Source organism: Tropicimonas sp. S265A (assembly GCF_049800835.1).
Lineage (GTDB): Bacteria > Pseudomonadota > Alphaproteobacteria > Rhodobacterales > Rhodobacteraceae > Dinoroseobacter.
The window spans coordinates 435,280-450,298 of the sequence record NZ_JBNAFU010000001.1; the positions used below are offsets into that span (position 1 = coordinate 435,280).

Genomic DNA, 15,019 nt, shown 5'->3' on the forward strand with positions numbered 1-15,019 from the left:
GCCCCATGCCCCTTGATACCTGGTTGACCTTCGTTGCAGCCTCCACTGCACTGCTGCTGATCCCCGGCCCCACGATCTTGCTGGTTCTGTCCTATGCCCTGACGCAAGGCAAACGCGTCGCGGTCAGCACCGCCGCCGGAGTTGCCCTGGGCGACCTGATCGCGATGAGCGCGTCCTTGGCCGGGCTTGGCGCATTGGTCCTCGCTTCTGCCACACTTTTTTCCGCGCTCAAGTGGATCGGCGCGGTATACCTCGTCTGGCTCGGGATAAGGTTGCTCCGATCCGCCCCGCACGCCGGGCTTGAGGCGATGACGCCCCGCTCCGCGACAGCACGCGAAACCTTCGCCCATGCCACGGCTGTCACAGCGCTCAACCCCAAGAGCATCGCGTTTTTCATTGCTTTCGTGCCGCAGTTCATCGATCCGGACGCAGCCTTGCTGCCGCAGTTCTCGATCCTGATCGCGACTTTCGTTTCGCTGGCAACGATCAATGCGCTCGCCTACGCGCTTCTGGCCGACAAACTGAGGGCACGGATCACACGCCCCGGCACCTTGCGCTGGATGAGTCGCAGCGGCGGTGGCGCGCTGATCGGGATGGGCGTGCTGACCGCAACGGCGGAGCGGAGCTAAACAGACTCTCTTCCGCGCGCAGAGTGCGCGTCGCAAGCAGCGGCGCGAACATACACCCTTGTGAAATGACCCTCGCACAACTCTGGCTTGCACGCGCTTGCGCGGCAAAAACTGACCTGCGCACGCTTGTACGTGCACCTACCCCAGACAAAAACTGATTTGAATCAATTCGAAACTACGCAAGTTGACTCACATTCATAAATTCATATACGTTTTAGATGTTGTGCGCTGGAGGGGGCCGGGAAACGACGAACAAAGGCTCACCATCCCGCTCGGCGTGTATCGATTTGGGAGAGTCAAACAATGCCCCGCAACCTTCAATCCTAAACCCTTCTGGCGCCGATCTGCGGCTTGGCATTCCCTTGCCTTGCAGCCCCTGCAGCGATCGCAGCGACCATCACCGGATGGAATGTCGACAACGTTGTCACAGACGCGTCGACGCCGACCGGGACCAGCGTGATCTACGATCAGAACGTGACGGCCGGCGTGCCCACCGGCGCACAATCCAGCGGCACAGTCGTTTTCACACCGCCAGAGGCGATCTCGCCCGGCATCAAGGTGGAAAACGTGCCCGGCGGGTATCCAGATACCGGCGCTGGCGCGACGCTGACGCTTGACGGCTGCCTCATGACGTCCAATCCCGGCGCAACCTGCACGAGCCCGTTTCAAAGCGGCAAGCGGATCAAGCAGAAAGTCACCGGGACCGGCTCTACAGACCTCGTGTTTGACATCGATGCCTCGGATATCGACATGGCGTTCTATCAGGTCTTCAGCCGCCTGATCAATGACAGCGATCAGGCACTGGCCGGTGTGACGGTCGAGCTTGGCTTCGGCGTGGGCGACGATTTTGTTGCGGCAACCGGGGATCAGTTGACCTTCTCCACGGAATTCACCGCGCAACCGAACAACAGCGGCTTGTCTTCAACCTCTCAGTATCCGTTCGGCCTGTTCGGTGACGCAGATGACAGTCCGAACTTCTTGCTGGATGGCTTCTTCGCCAGTGACCGCACGGGATTCGATCTCGACCAGACCGCGACGACCATCACAACCGGCGCTTACTACGGCGAGTACGCCACGATTTTCGGAGACTGGCGTCCGCTCAGCGATGTCGAAGAAGGATTGTTCTGGGACTTCGACGACGATGCAGAGACCGACAATCTGCTGATGGCGTGGCAAATCGGCGATGACCTGTGCGAGCTGCGCCGCACTGTCGGAGAAACCTGCGCGGCATCCGGGTCGTCTGATCCCTTCGCCGCTCCGAATTGCACGTTCGGGGTCACACTGGACGACTACATCACCGGCAGCTTTGACGAGATCGTCACCTTCCTGACCGACGCGGCGGGGTCCGACTATTTCAGCATCTTCGGTTCCGGCGAGATTGAGGATCTGGCAAATCTCAACCTCAACTACGCGATCGCACTAGGCGATCTGACGGGCCACTCGTCGTTCACCTTGCGCACGACGGCAATGCCGGCCGTCAACGTGGTGCCCCTCCCTGCCGGAGCGCCCCTGATGCTTGGCGGTCTCGCGGCTCTGGCCGTCCTGCGGCGGCGCAAGACCAAGGTCAGCTAACCACAGCGCACAGACTTCTGGTGGACCGAGGCTCAGTCTCGGTCCCCCTGAACACGCAGGGCTTCCACCTCACGCGCGATGTCTTCGGCCATTTCCGCCACTGCTGTCGATGAACCAGGGCGTTGGGCGTAGGCGCGCAGCCCCCCGATCTCGGCCATGTAGCGACGGCCGAGTTTGGCGGGGTTGCTGTCCGGTGCGATCTCCCCGGCCGCAAGCGCATCGGAGAACGTTGCGATGAACCGTGCCTCCGTTTCCGCCAGAAGTGCTTCGGCGCGCTCGGACAATGCCGGTGTTTGGGCCGCTTCGAGTACGGTCTTAACCATCATGCACGCCCGCGCAGGCTCGTCTCGCTGCCCCAGATCGGCAAAGCTGCGGATGTGAGCGGCGAGCGCCGCAAGCGGGGAGGCATAGTTTGCGCGCAGATCGGCAAACCGGGCAGCACCGGCTTGCGCGTACCGTTCCAGTGCCTCGAGGAACAACTTCTCCTTGCTGTCAAAGGCGGCGTAGATGGAGCCCGGGCGCATATCAAGCGTTGCCTCCAAATCCTTCAGCGAAGTCGCATGATATCCCTTGGCCCAGAACAGGTCGCGGGCGCGGATAACGGCGTCTTCTCGCTTGTCTGCTTTCATCGGCGGAATCCATTTCGACACACTTTTGAGTGATTGCTCAAAATACGTCTTGAACGATCACTCAAAACACTTAGCTCTCAGGTCATCGAACACAAGACCCACGCTCCATCCGGAGCCCCTGAAACAGGCAAGGAGCCTCCAATGTCCGATTTCCCCATCCATACCGCCGAAACCGCGCCCGACGCTGCAAAACCGCTGCTGGAAAAGTCACAAGCCGCGTTTGGCCGCATTCCCAGCCTGCACGGCGCACTCGCCGAAGCCCCCGGCGTGCTCGACGGCTACCAAATCCTGCACAAGCTCTTCCTTGCCACCAGCTTCGATAATGACGAGAAAACAGTGGTTTGGCAGACCATCAATGTCGAACACGAGTGTCATTACTGTGTCCCCGGACACACCGCGATCGCAAACGCGATGAAGGTCGATCCGGCCATCACAGAGGCCCTGCGCAACGAAACGCCGCTGCCCACCGCGCGACTGGAGGCTCTGCGCACCTTTACGCTCGCCGTGCTACGCGGGCGCGGTCACGTCAGCGAGGATGATTTGAATGCGTTCTTCGCCGCGGGCTACACCAAGGCACAGGTGCTGGAGGTGATCCTCGGCCTGTCGCAAAAGGTGATCTCGAACTACGTGAACCATATCGCCGAAACCCCGATTGATGCTCCGGTGCAGAAATTTGCCTGGACGCGCGCGGCCAAGACCGCAGCCTGAGACATGCGCAGGCGGGGTCACACGAGCCCGCCGTCCCGTTCCAGGAACGCCACGATCTCGGGCACTCCGGTGCCCGATTTCAACGCCGCCATGACAAACGGGCGCGCGCCCCGTGCGGCACGTGCATCACGTTCCAGCAGGTCGCGATCCACCCCCACATGAGGCGCCAGATCGGTCTTGTTGATCACCAGCAGGTCCGAGCGTGTCAGCCCCGGCCCCTTCTTGCGCGGAATGTCCTGCCCGGCCGCCGTATCGATCACGTAGATGGTCAGGTCCGCCAGTTCCGGGCTGAACGTGGCGGCAAGATTGTCGCCCCCGCTTTCGATCAGGATAAGATCGAGGTCGTCGAACCGCGCGCGCAGTTCGGACACGGCGGCCAGGTTGATCGACGCATCTTCGCGGATGGCCGTGTGCGGACAGCCCCCGGTTTCCACTCCCTTGATCCGCTCCAGCGGCAGCGCCTGCGCGCGCATCAGGTATTCAGCATCTTCAGACGTATAGATGTCATTGGTGATCACGGCGACGGAATACCGATCGCGCAACGCCTTGCAGAGGCGTTCGGTCAGCGTGGTCTTGCCCGCCCCGACGGGCCCGCCGATACCCACGCGCAAGGGGCCGTTAACGGACATCTTCCGCGCCCTCGTCTTCTTCGCCGAAAACCTCAAGAGCCGCATTCAGCCCGTTGATTGCGCTTGGAAACCCGCCATAAAGCGCCATCTGCCAGATGACTTCGCCAATCTCCTCCCGGGTCAGACCGGCCTTCCGACCGCCCGCGATGTTCACCTTGAGTTGCGGTCGGGTCTGCCCCCCGAGAGCGGTCAACGCGGCAATCGTCGCCAGATACCGGTCGCGCAGCGGAAGACCCGGGCGCGCGTAGTGTCGGCCATAGGCAAAATCGACCACACCCTCGGCCATGCCCGGTACCAGATGTCCGTAGCGCGCCTCCAACGCCGCTTCCATACCCGGGTTCAGTTCCTCGGATAGCGCGCGGCCTGTTTCGGTCGTACTCATGATCTGAAAATCCTCACATCCATGGTTTCATGCGCCATTGCCGCCATGTCGCTCAAGACCGCGCTTGTGCCGATCCGGTCCGTCGGCAAGGTCGACAGTTCGACCCCCAACGCCGCGATGACGGGATGCAGCGCGGATGCGACGCGCTGCCCATCGGTCTGGCCGAGCGGAATGAACCGGACAGCAGCAGACACCAGGTTTGACGTGAACGCCTGAAGGTACATCGCCACGACCTCTGCCACGGGCAATTCCAATGCGCGCGCCCGCACCCCGAAGGCAACGGGATAAGGCATGGCTTGCAGGGTATCCGCGTAAAGCGCGTTTGTCGTGGCAACAAAGGCCGCCCCCTGGTCGCGGGTTTCGGCCCATCGCTCCGCACTGGTGGCCAGAGCTTCTGCAAGTTCGGACAGGGCGCCGGGGTCCTCCCCCCGCGCCGCTGCGGCGACCAACGCGCCATCGGTGCGCCCGGAGCCGGTGCGCAAAACCGTCTCCAGCCACCCGCGCAACGTCTCGGCGTCCGCAATACGTCCTTCGGAGATCGCCCATTCCAGCCCATGGGAATACGCGAACGCGCTGACAGGAAAGGACGGGCTGAGCCATTGCTGCAACGTCAGCCGCGCTTCATCCATGGGAATGCCCGTGGTCATGGCCCATCGTGCGCCCATGACCATACGCACCGCCTTCGGGGCGGAACGGCGCGGTCAGATGCGTGACCTCGGCTCCAAGACCGCGCAGCATGCGGGCCAGAACGTGGTCCTCGCGGATCAGCAGATGATCCCCGGCGATCTGGCACGGCGTGTGTCGATTCCCGATATGCCAGGCCAGACGCACAAGGTCGCCCTCAACCCGCATCAGGGGCTCAGGGGCCGCGCGCACCGCGATGCAGGTTCCGTCCGGCAGGCGAACGCCCTGCCCCTCGTCGAGGCTGACGGTCTCCGCAAGATCCAGCACGAAGGCGATGCCCGCGTCCGAGACCAGCCGCTTGCGCCGCACGAACCGCGCGTCGTAATCGAGCGAAACGGTATCAGTCGCGCCGCTGGCGGACCCGATCGCGGTGATCCGGGGCGTCTGCGTCATGCCAGCCCCCATGCGGGGACAACACCGAGCGCGCCGCGTGCTTCTGGTGAATATGGCGCTTCAGCACCTTGCGGGTCAGACCGAGACGGTTCAACTCCGCATCGCTGAGCGCGTTCAGGGCGGCGAATTCCGCGGCCATGGCCCGGGCGTCCTGAAGTGACCTCCAGAAAGACCAGGCGCGGGCCCAGATCGAGTTTCGCCCCCAGAGGGGATTGTTGATATACTGCTCCATAGGAAACGCTTACCTTCTTTTTGAGGTGCGGCTTCCTCCCTACCCGAACGGCGGCGTGCGGTCGTGCACGTGCGCGCCGGGGCATGCGGATTGCGAATGCACTGACGGCATTCTTGCTGGTCGTGGGCGTCAGGCGCTTTGCGCAAGCTCGCGCAACAGCGCGTCGCGGGTCGTGCCCATCTTTTCCAGCTGCAGCGTTGAAAGCGACTGAATACGCTCCGCTTCCGCGCGCATTTCGTGTGCATGCGCGACGAGGTGCGGCAAGTAGAAGACGGCATCCATCACGGAAGCGGCCAGTTTCGAGACGGACGGACGGTCGAGTGCAAGTGATGACATTGGAAATCTCCGTGGATCGTGTCACGTGTTTCCTCCCTGTGGTGCCAATATGTGTCGGTATCCATCTGTATACCACTGTCAGAACCGAAACCCCGAGATGCACTGAGCGAATATCTCGGGCAGATTGTTGCCTACCGAAACCCCGAGCAGGAGACGCCCCATGAAAACGCTTGTCCATATCCACTCCGGCCCCGAACAACCCGACAAGATCACCCTCGGCGCGCTGATCGCGGCCGTCTCCGCCGAACGTGGGGACGAAGTGACACTGTTTTTTGCGTCGAACGCCGTGCATGCGCTGGCCTCCGGCACGCGAGAGACACTTGAAGGGGTCGGATTCGGCGCGCTCTCGGACAGTCTGGCGCGGTTCCGCGCGGCCGGTGGGCGGCTGGTCGTGTCGCGGTTGTCGAGCGAGAGCCGCGGGTATGATGACGGCTTTCTGCCCGAAACCGCCGCATGGGGCACGCCGGAGATGTTGCTGGACATCGCGGGGGCTGCGGACGCGACGCTTTGTTACTGATGTGCGCACGTAAGATCGCCAGATAGTCGCTTATTTCAAAACAGGAAATACCGCTGCGCCATTGGCAACTCGGAGGCCGGCTCGCAAGTCAGGAGCTCGCCATTGGCGCGCACCTCGTAGGTCTCGGGATGCACGTCGATCTCGGGTGTGGCGCTGTTGTGGACCATGTCGGACTTGCCGATCTGGCGTGTGTTGCGCACCGCGAGCGTGTTCTTGGCAAGCCCGAGGGTCTTGCCCACACCGTCCGCATGGGCGGCTTCTGATACGAACAGGACCGCCGAGGCCTCCACCGACCGGCCGAATGCCCCCCACATCGGGCGGGAATAGACAGGCTGGGGCGTGGGGATCGACGCATTGGGATCGCCCATCTGTGCACAGGCAATCGTACCCCCGATCAGCACCATTTCGGGCTTCACGCCGAAGAAAGCCGGGTTCCACATGCACAGGTCCGCACGCTTTCCGACCTCTACCGAGCCGATCTCGTGGCCGATCCCGTGTGCGATGGCGGGGTTGATCGTATATTTCGCGATGTAGCGGCGCACGCGCACGTTGTCATTCTCGCCGGTTTCATCGCTGAGCCGCCCGCGCTGCACCTTCATCTTGTGCGCGGTTTGCCAGGTCCGGATGATGACCTCGCCCACGCGGCCCATCGCCTGGCTGTCCGAGGCAATGATCGAGAACGCGCCCATGTCATGCAGGATATCCTCCGCGGCAATCGTCTCGCGCCGAATGCGGCTTTCGGCAAAGGCCACATCCTCGGGGATGGCCTTGTCGAGGTGGTGACACACCATCAGCATGTCGAGGTGTTCTTCGATGGTGTTGACGGTATAGGGGCGCGTCGGATTGGTCGACGAGGGCAGAACATGCTGCTCCTGCACCACCTTGATGATGTCGGGCGCATGCCCCCCGCCCGCCCCTTCGGTATGAAACGCGTGGATGGTGCGCCCCTTCATGGCAGCGACCGTGTTCTCCACGAACCCGCTTTCGTTCAGCGTGTCGGTGTGGATCATCACCTGCACGTCCATCGCATCGGCCACAGACAGGCAGCAATCGATGGCGCCGGGGGTCGTGCCCCAGTCTTCGTGCAGCTTCAGCGCGCAGGCCCCGGCGTGGATCTGCTCTTCAAGCGCTGCGGGCAGCGATGCGTTGCCCTTTCCCGCAAAGGCAAGGTTCATCGGAAAAGCGTCTGCGGCCATCAACATGCGTTGGATATGCCAAGGCCCCGGTGTGCAGGTCGTGGCCAGCGTACCATGCGCAGGCCCCGTGCCACCCCCCAACATCGTCGTCAGTCCGGAATGCAGCGCGTCTTCGATCTGCTGCGGGCAGATATAGTGAATGTGGCTGTCGAACCCGCCCGCGGTCAGAATGCGCCCCTCCCCGGCGATTGCCTCGGTGCCCGGCCCGACGATGATGTCCACGCCGTCCTGCGTATCCGGATTGCCCGCCTTGCCGATGGCCGCAATACGACCATCCTTGAGACCGACATCGGCTTTGTAGATGCCCGTGTGATCGACAATCAGCGCGTTCGTGATGACCGTGTCGACGGCCCCTTCGCCGCGCGTGGCCTGGCTTTGGCCCATTCCATCACGGATCACCTTGCCGCCACCGAACTTGACCTCTTCCCCGTAGGTTGTGAGGTCCTTTTCGACTTCGATGATCAGGTCGGTATCGGCCAGCCGCACCCTGTCGCCGGTTGTCGGACCATACATGTCGGCATAAGCGGCGCGGGAGATCTTGGCGGGCATGGGCAGTCCTTGTCGTCAGAGTCGTAGGTGTCCGGGCAGAGGTTAACCCTCGCCCGGCGCGAAAGGCAGCAGAGAACGTCTCTGTCTGGGAATTTGAAGACACCGCCGCAAACCGCTGCCCAATAATTAGGCAAAACGTGGCTCAGCCGATCTTGCGGGGTCCGCGCTTCGACAACCGTTTGCGATTGGCGCTGGTTGCGCGGTTCAGCGGCCTGAGCGAGGCATCCACAACCTGGGTCGCGGGCTTGCCGGCCATCGCGGCCAGCACGCCATTGCGCCCGGACTTGATGAACTCATGCGGTTTCTCGGCGACCATGCGCCAGTTTTCGTCAAAGGGGGTGTTCCAGACACCTGCCATCCCCATCATGCGCAGAAAAATCACATTGTTGGTCTCGAAGCCGAGGCGCCAGATATTCGCGCCGGTCTTCATCACATCAAACACATTCGGGGCGTTGTGCATTGGAACTGTATCCCTTTCAAAGGTGCCCCGGCGCAGATCAGCCTGCGCCGGGGGCGATGATTACGCGATCAGCTGGCCTCTGAAGGGGCCGTCGAGGGCTTCTTGGCCGCAGGAGCGGGTTTCGCCTCCGTGGCGGTGCCGGAAATCGGCTCCGGCATCGGGGCAAGACTGACCGTTTTCTTGCGCGGCGGCGACCGGCGGGACCGGGCCGGCTTGGCCTCTGCTGCCGGTTTTGGCGCCGGTGCAGCCGTTTGTGCCTCCGGCTTCGGAGCCGCCGCGGCAGTAGCCTTGGCGGGTATTGCCGGCGCGGCCTTTGCCGTCGTTGTGGTCGGTGACTTGGCGGCAGCTTTCGCAGGCGGTTTTGCTGCGGCTGGCTTGGCCTCGGCTTTTACCGGGGCTTTGGCGGGTGCCTTGGCAGCAGGTTTCGCGGCCGGTTTGGTCGCAGCTTTCGCAGCGGGTTTGGCGACTGTCTTGGCCGCGGGCTTTTCGGCAGGTTTTGCCGCGGTCTTCGCGGCCGGTTTGGCGGCTGTCTTGGCGGCAGGCTTGGCCGCTGTTTTCGCAGCAGGCTTGGCCGCGGTCTTGGAGGCAGGCTTGGCCGCTGTTTTCGCAGCAGGCTTGGCCGCGGTCTTGGAGGCAGGCTTGGGTGCTGCCTTCGGTGCTGGCTTGGGCGCGGCTTTGGCAACCGGCGCGTCAGCCGCTTCAGAGACCGGCTTTGCCGCGACCGGTTTTGGCGTGGTCGGTTTCGGCGCCAACTTCGTGACGGTCGCCTTCGCCTTGGGGGCGGTGCGCACCACACGGGCGACGGGTTTGGCTTTCGGCGTCGATGTCTTGAGGAGATGTGTCCGCACCGACATCGGCAAAGTCGTTGGCGCATAGACATTCGCCAACTTCATCGCATTTTCCGCCATCTGCATCTGCATTTCGACCGACATCTGCCAGAATTTCATTCCGCTCACCCACAAGTCTAGCGGCGTCCTAAGGTTTTGCATCAGAGTGCTCCCATAACCTTTTGGTTAAATCCATATATCTTGCGCCCACCCCCCGTGGCCACAAGCGTTACATCGCGGGTTTGTCCGGGCTCAAACCGGACCGCCGTCCCCGCAGCGATATCAAGCCGCATCCCGCGCGCCGCATCCCGGTCAAAGGACAAGGCGCTGTTGGTCTCGGCAAAATGATAATGGCTTCCGACCTGAACAGGCCGGTCGCCGGTGTTGGAGACGCTGAGCGTGATTGCCTCACGCCCCGCGTTCAGTTCGATCTCGCCCGGCGCGGTCATGACCTCTCCGGGGATCATTGGCGCGGCTCCCGTTCCCGGTCGGAGCGGACCTGCACACGGATGGGCGCGGGTTTTGCTCCGGCGGCCGGAAAGAGACGGTCGAGAAAGTCGGTGAGCTGATCAATCAGGTGCTTCATGCAAACGTCTCCCTTCAACGGATCGGGTGATGGACGGTGACAAGCTTGGTGCCGTCCGGAAATGTGGCTTCGACCTGCACGTCGTGGATCATCTCTGGCACACCGGCCATGCACTGGTCTGCGGCAACGACATGCGCGCCGGTTTCCATAAGCTCGGAAACCGCCTTCCCCGCGCGCGCACCTTCGACCACGAAATCGGTGATCAGCGCGATCGCTTCGGGGTGGTTGAGTTTGACGCCCCGTTCCAGCCGGCCACGCGCGACCATCGCGGCCACGCTGACAAGCAATTTGTCTTTCTCCCTCGGGGTGAGGTTCATGTCCTCTCCTCCTGCCGTTCAGACTTGCCAGACGCGGGGCAGCGGAGCCCCCCGGCGCAAGGTCGTTACAAGTGTCGCGACAGCCTGTTTCAGCGGCTGCGCGTCCCGGGCGATCGCCCGTGCGATGAGTTTGCCATCCCAGGCGCTGACCGCAAGGGTCACATCTGCAAAATCAAGAGCGCGCAGGGCGTCGCGCGCATCTTCGGCATCCGGGCTCAGGAACGCAATGGTCGCGATTGCCCGTGCCGTGTCCAACCCTGCCGGGGCCGCCAAGGATGCCGGCGAAAGCTCCAGCGGCTCGGCAAGAACAAGCCTGCCTGCGCGTCGCACCTCGCGCAGGTCGCGCAAGGACACTGTTTCGATGCTCTCGCCCATCGCAGCACGCCCCATCACCAGCATCTCCGCCCAGAGAAGCGTTGCATCGCCCGCCATGTCCGCTTGCGTCCTGCGCACCGTATTGGAGGCGTCGAACAGGATCGTCTCCTGCGGAAGCCAGTCCAGCCGCGCGCCGCTGCCGAGCGACAGCGTCACGTCGATATGACCCGCCGTTCCGATACTGCGATAGGCCCGCTCTGCCGTCTGCGTGGCCGCGACGCCCGCGCATCCCGGCCCAAGGTCCAGCGCATACTGCAAGGTGTCGCCGCCCGTGACACCGCCCGCGGTGTTCAGGAACACGACCTCCGGACAGGGCCCGTGGGTGCGCGGCAGCATTGCCTTGGCGCACCCGGATTGATGCAGATCGCGCAAGACCGTACGCCCGTTGCAGGCACCCAGCCGCACAGCTGCACGCCCACGGCTGCGTTGCAGACCGGGACCGGAGCCTTGAACCGCCGGAACGGGGGCATGCGCATCAAGCATGAGAATCCTTTCGCGCCTACCCTGCGCGGCTTGGCGCGCCGCATCAATACACCCCAATGCCGCAGCGCAGAAAAACGCGCCCTGTAACCTTTGCGTTCGCAGAAACCCGCAGCGCGATCCCGGACTTGCTCAAAAAATAAGCAAGCCCCCGGCGTGCGCGACACTGGCACGCCGATCCTGGATCGTGTAGCACGCCCCCTGACCCGCGATCGGAGGAGCCCATGACCACGCTGACCCTGCGCCGCCCGGATGACTGGCACCTGCACCTGCGCGACGGCGCGATGCTTGAGGGTGTCTTGCCCGAAACCGCACGCCACTTTGCCCGGGCGATCATCATGCCGAACCTCGTGCCCCCGGTGGTGCGCAGTACGGATGCGCAGGCCTATCGCGACCGGATCGACGCGGCCCTGCCCGCGGGGATGACATTCACGCCGCTGATGACGCTCTACCTGACCGAAGACAGCGATCCTGATGATTTTGCAACAGCTTACGAGAGCGGCGTCATCAACGCCGTGAAGCTGTACCCGGCGGGGGCGACCACGAATTCCGCCTCTGGCGTGCGCGATTTCGACAAGGTGCGCCCGGTGCTGGAGCGCATGGCGGAGATCGGCCTGACCTTGTGCGTCCACGGCGAGGTCACCGACCCCGATATCGACATCTTCGACAGGGAGGCGGTTTTCATCGACCGCGTGCTGGACCCGATCCGCCGCGCGACCCCCGGTCTGCGCGTGACGATGGAGCACATCACGACCAGCGATGCGGTGGACTACGTGACCGACACGGCCGGGCATATCGGCGCGACGATCACGACGCATCACCTGATGATCAACCGCAACCACATGCTTGTGGGCGGGATTCGGCCGCATTACTACTGTCTGCCCGTGGTCAAGCGCGCAACGCATCAGCAAGCCCTGCGCAAGGCGGCCGTTTCGGGCAATCCGCGCTTTTTCCTGGGAACCGACAGCGCCCCCCATACGGACGACAACAAGGAAACCGCCTGCGGCTGCGCGGGTGTGTTCTCGGCCAGCAACACCATGGCCTGTCTGGCGCACGTGTTCGAAGAGGAAGGCGCACTCGACAAGCTCGAAGGCTTCGCGTCGCTCTTTGGCCCTGCCCATTACGGGCTGGAACCCAACGTCGAGACGATCACGCTGGAGCGCTCGGACGAGGCCATCCCCTACCCCGCCAAGATCGAGACCGGCGCGGGCCCAGTGACCCTGTTCGACCCCGGCCATCCGCTGCACTGGCGCGTGCTGGACTGAGGTGGATCACTGCGCGGCTGACACGATCGGTTCGGGCGGGCGTATCGGGATGTTCAGCGCCTTGGCGGGCACGATCACCGCCTCGAAGCTCGGATCGCCCGGAGGGACCACGCCCATGAAAGACTGCACAAGGAAGTTCGGAAACGCCGCCATGAGCGCGTCGCGCGTGCGCTGCGCCTCGGCCATCTCCGACAGATGGACATGGGCCAGCGCCTTGAAGAACAAGCTTTCTGCCGCGGGCGGAGCACTGTCCAACACATCGACGCTCTGGCGATACTCGGCCGACGCAAAGGCCGCCAGCCCATGACCCACCTTGTACCAGGCCGGGGCGCGTGGGTTCAGGCGCAAGGCCTGCTCGGCCCGAGCAAGCGGCTCGGGCCCATGAAGCCCCACGATGGCCGAAGTCCATCCGAAAATCAGGAGGACATCGGCATCGCTCGGGGCCAGCGTCGCGGCGCGACGCAAGTATCCTCGTGCCGCCACCCTGTCGCCCACTTCTCTTGCCGAGTAACCGGCCATCCGCCAATTCACGGTGGGATCGTTCGGATCGGCGGCAAGCCCTCTCTTCGCAGCGTCGGATGCCAGAGTGGCGAGCTCTGCGTGTTCCTCGGCAGGCCGCGTCCATTTGCGAAACGTGTGCAGCAACGACAAGGTCGCCCAAGCCGCGGCGAAATCGGGATCGAGCGCCACGGCGCGTTCCAGATGCGGCACGGCGGCTTCAAAGCTTTCCGCCGTGAACTTGTGCTTTTGTTCCACGCCCAGCAGGAAACTCTCGAACGCACTCAGATTGTCGGTGGCGCCTTGATGGGCGCGGTCGAGCGTGGAACGCGCAAGAACACCGGAATAGATCGGCCCGAGGGAAGCGTCGATCCGGGTCAGGATCTCGTCCTGCACATCGAAAATCTCGGCCTGCGGGCGTTGCCAGCGCTCGGACCAGAGCACGCGGTCGGTCTCGGCGTCATGGAGGGCGGCGTTGATCCGCAGGCTGTCCCCGGCAACCTGCACCCCGCCGGTCATCACGAAGCGCACCCCAAAACTGTCCGCCGCCGCCGGAGCGTCCTGACCGGCGAGCGTCTGCGCCGAATGGGGCGCGATCACATCGAGCCAGTCGTTGCGCGCCAGCTCTCCGGCGATTTCCGCCGACAGCCCCCGCCCGATCCGAGTCCAGCGCGCATCCCCGTCGGCCGCCTCGAAGGGCAGGATCACGATGGAGGGTGCGTCCGCCACCGCCCCCGCGCGCGGCATGAGGCCCCAGACCGAAATGGCCAGCGCGGCGCACGCGGCGGCCAGCCCTCCCCAGATCCAGCGGCGGGACGATGACGTGGCAGGCTCACTGTCGGCCTTGGGCAGCACGAGCCGGTAGCCCTTGCGCGGGATGGTTTGAAGGATCTTGTCACCATCGGCCCCCAGCGCCTTGCGGATCTCGGTGACGCATTGATAGAGCGAGTTCTCTGTGACTGCCGTGTCGGGCCAGACCGCGTCCATCAGCGCGTCTTTGGGCACCACCTCGCCTGCGTGTGCAACGAGATAGCTCAGAAGATCAGCCGCCTGCGCGCGCAAGGCCACTGTCTCGCCCGTGGCGCGGCGCACCTGACCGGTCGCCGGATCAAAGAGGGAATTCATGTGCATGCGCCACGCCTCCGTGGCCGAGGGTAGCACAAAACCGCCGAGTTCTCAGGAGCTTTCAGAAGATTTCAGAGTTTTTCAGCCCGCACTTCAGGACGCTGAGACCGCCATGCCCCGTGATGGTCACATCCTAACGGAGGACGCAACCATGGACGGACTGCTTGAAGCCCTGTTGCTCTGGATCGGTGATCACACGACCTATCAGACGCACGACATCCCGCACCCGATCGTACTGCAACTCAGTCCCGAGGAGCTGACCCGCGAATATTACAGCGGGGTGGCGCATCTGATGCCGGAGGACGGGGTCGATGACAGGCTCAACGCGCTTTACGCGACAACAGACGGGCCGCACGGCACGATCTACGTGATCGAGGCGCGCGCGGTGGAGGGGGCCGACGCATTTGACACGCCCGAAGAAAACCCCTTGTTCCGCGAGATCCTTCTGCACGAACTGGTCCACCACGTGCAGCATCTGACCGGCGCTGCCGACGACTGGGCCTGTCTGGCAATGGGCGAGACCGAGGCGTACCGGCTGGGCGGGACATACCTGCGGCAGCTGAGGGTCACCGACCCGTTGCCCAACCGGAACTTCTGGGGCGCGATCTACGCAAGATGCTGACGGCTTGG

The 15,019-nt window shown here is 63.6% G+C and carries 21 protein-coding genes; 6 read left to right on the forward strand and 15 right to left on the reverse strand.

The annotated features are described in order from the left end of the window. Positions 1-5: 5 nt before the first annotated feature. Together ACP15N_RS02135 and ACP15N_RS02140 are read left to right on the forward strand one after the other, a co-directional pair. A complete protein-coding gene (locus tag ACP15N_RS02135; protein WP_425090569.1) occupies positions 6-629 on the forward strand; it encodes a LysE family translocator in 624 nt (207 codons plus the stop codon). 351 nt (positions 630-980) lie between these two features. Further along, entirely contained in the window at positions 981-2,201 is a 1,221-nt protein-coding gene (locus ACP15N_RS02140) for a choice-of-anchor F family protein (RefSeq protein WP_425090570.1), read from the forward strand. Positions 2,202-2,233: 32 nt separating this feature from the next. Here ACP15N_RS02140 and ACP15N_RS02145 read toward each other — a convergent pair whose 3' ends face one another. Then, entirely contained in the window at positions 2,234-2,830 is a 597-nt protein-coding gene (locus ACP15N_RS02145) for a TetR/AcrR family transcriptional regulator (RefSeq protein WP_425090571.1), read from the reverse strand. Positions 2,831-2,971: 141 nt separating this feature from the next. Here ACP15N_RS02145 and ACP15N_RS02150 point away from each other — a divergent pair, with 141 nt between their 5' ends. Beyond that, the gene (locus tag ACP15N_RS02150; RefSeq protein ID WP_425090572.1) at positions 2,972-3,538 is read left to right on the forward strand and encodes a carboxymuconolactone decarboxylase family protein; all 567 of its coding nucleotides are present in this window, start codon (positions 2,972-2,974) and stop codon (positions 3,536-3,538) included. A 17-nt stretch (positions 3,539-3,555) separates the two neighbouring features. On the opposite strand, the gene ureG is transcribed toward ACP15N_RS02150, so the two are convergent. The 6 genes from ureG to ACP15N_RS02180 all read right to left on the reverse strand — a co-directional run bounded on the left by ureG (position 3,556) and on the right by ACP15N_RS02180 (position 6,194). After that, complete coding sequence (gene ureG, locus ACP15N_RS02155; RefSeq protein WP_425090573.1) at positions 3,556-4,167, reverse strand: urease accessory protein UreG; 612 nt, start codon at positions 4,165-4,167, stop codon at positions 3,556-3,558. After that, positions 4,157-4,549: a carboxymuconolactone decarboxylase family protein gene (locus ACP15N_RS02160; protein ID WP_425090574.1), complete on the reverse strand. Its 393-nt coding sequence runs from the start codon at positions 4,547-4,549 to the stop codon at positions 4,157-4,159. The genes ureG and ACP15N_RS02160 overlap by 11 nt, the downstream gene beginning before the upstream one ends. After that, positions 4,546-5,178 (reverse strand): urease accessory protein UreF, encoded by a 633-nt coding sequence (locus ACP15N_RS02165; protein WP_425091590.1) that lies wholly within the window; start codon positions 5,176-5,178, stop codon positions 4,546-4,548. Before ACP15N_RS02165 ends, ACP15N_RS02160 begins: the two co-directional genes overlap by 4 nt. Next, entirely contained in the window at positions 5,171-5,626 is a 456-nt protein-coding gene (locus ACP15N_RS02170; RefSeq protein WP_425090575.1) for an urease accessory protein UreE, read from the reverse strand. The genes ACP15N_RS02165 and ACP15N_RS02170 overlap by 8 nt, the downstream gene beginning before the upstream one ends. Then, entirely contained in the window at positions 5,574-5,765 is a 192-nt protein-coding gene (locus ACP15N_RS02175) for a hypothetical protein (protein ID WP_425090576.1), read from the reverse strand. The genes ACP15N_RS02170 and ACP15N_RS02175 overlap by 53 nt, the downstream gene beginning before the upstream one ends. A gap of 222 nt (positions 5,766-5,987) precedes the next feature. After that, positions 5,988-6,194, reverse strand: a complete 207-nt coding sequence (locus ACP15N_RS02180) for a hypothetical protein (RefSeq protein WP_425090577.1) — start codon at positions 6,192-6,194, stop codon at positions 5,988-5,990. A 160-nt stretch (positions 6,195-6,354) separates the two neighbouring features. On the opposite strand from ACP15N_RS02180, the gene ACP15N_RS02185 reads away from it, so the two are divergent. Then, a complete protein-coding gene (locus tag ACP15N_RS02185; protein WP_425090578.1) occupies positions 6,355-6,711 on the forward strand; it encodes a DsrE family protein in 357 nt (118 codons plus the stop codon). Between the two features lie 35 nt (positions 6,712-6,746). Here ACP15N_RS02185 and ureC read toward each other — a convergent pair whose 3' ends face one another. The 7 genes from ureC to ACP15N_RS02220 all read right to left on the reverse strand — a co-directional run bounded on the left by ureC (position 6,747) and on the right by ACP15N_RS02220 (position 11,504). Then, on the reverse strand, positions 6,747-8,456 hold the full coding sequence (gene ureC, locus ACP15N_RS02190; RefSeq protein ID WP_425090579.1) for an urease subunit alpha: 1,710 nt from the start codon (positions 8,454-8,456) through the stop codon (positions 6,747-6,749). Positions 8,457-8,598: 142 nt separating this feature from the next. Beyond that, entirely contained in the window at positions 8,599-8,916 is a 318-nt protein-coding gene (locus ACP15N_RS02195) for an antifreeze protein (RefSeq protein WP_425090580.1), read from the reverse strand. A 68-nt stretch (positions 8,917-8,984) separates the two neighbouring features. Next, entirely contained in the window at positions 8,985-9,863 is an 879-nt protein-coding gene (locus ACP15N_RS02200) for a hypothetical protein (RefSeq protein ID WP_425090581.1), read from the reverse strand. Positions 9,864-9,904: 41 nt separating this feature from the next. Then, positions 9,905-10,210 carry an urease subunit beta gene (locus ACP15N_RS02205; protein ID WP_425090582.1) on the reverse strand — a complete coding sequence of 102 codons (306 nt, stop codon included), beginning with the start codon at positions 10,208-10,210 and terminating at the stop codon, positions 9,905-9,907. After that, complete coding sequence (locus tag ACP15N_RS02210) at positions 10,207-10,329, reverse strand: hypothetical protein (RefSeq protein WP_425090583.1); 123 nt, start codon at positions 10,327-10,329, stop codon at positions 10,207-10,209. The genes ACP15N_RS02205 and ACP15N_RS02210 overlap by 4 nt, the downstream gene beginning before the upstream one ends. Before the next feature lie 14 nt (positions 10,330-10,343). After that, complete coding sequence (locus tag ACP15N_RS02215; protein ID WP_425090584.1) at positions 10,344-10,646, reverse strand: urease subunit gamma; 303 nt, start codon at positions 10,644-10,646, stop codon at positions 10,344-10,346. An 18-nt stretch (positions 10,647-10,664) separates the two neighbouring features. Then, on the reverse strand, positions 10,665-11,504 hold the full coding sequence (locus tag ACP15N_RS02220) for an urease accessory protein UreD (protein ID WP_425090585.1): 840 nt from the start codon (positions 11,502-11,504) through the stop codon (positions 10,665-10,667). 221 nt (positions 11,505-11,725) lie between these two features. Here ACP15N_RS02220 and pyrC point away from each other — a divergent pair, with 221 nt between their 5' ends. Beyond that, positions 11,726-12,766 (forward strand): dihydroorotase, encoded by a 1,041-nt coding sequence (gene pyrC, locus ACP15N_RS02225; RefSeq protein WP_425090586.1) that lies wholly within the window; start codon positions 11,726-11,728, stop codon positions 12,764-12,766. A gap of 6 nt (positions 12,767-12,772) precedes the next feature. Here the strand turns inward: pyrC and ACP15N_RS02230 are convergent, their stop codons facing one another. Next, positions 12,773-14,395, reverse strand: a complete 1,623-nt coding sequence (locus tag ACP15N_RS02230) for a winged helix-turn-helix domain-containing tetratricopeptide repeat protein (RefSeq protein ID WP_425090587.1) — start codon at positions 14,393-14,395, stop codon at positions 12,773-12,775. 145 nt (positions 14,396-14,540) lie between these two features. Here ACP15N_RS02230 and ACP15N_RS02235 point away from each other — a divergent pair, with 145 nt between their 5' ends. Then, a complete protein-coding gene (locus ACP15N_RS02235; RefSeq protein WP_425090588.1) occupies positions 14,541-15,011 on the forward strand; it encodes a hypothetical protein in 471 nt (156 codons plus the stop codon). The last annotated feature ends 8 nt before the right edge of the window (positions 15,012-15,019 follow it).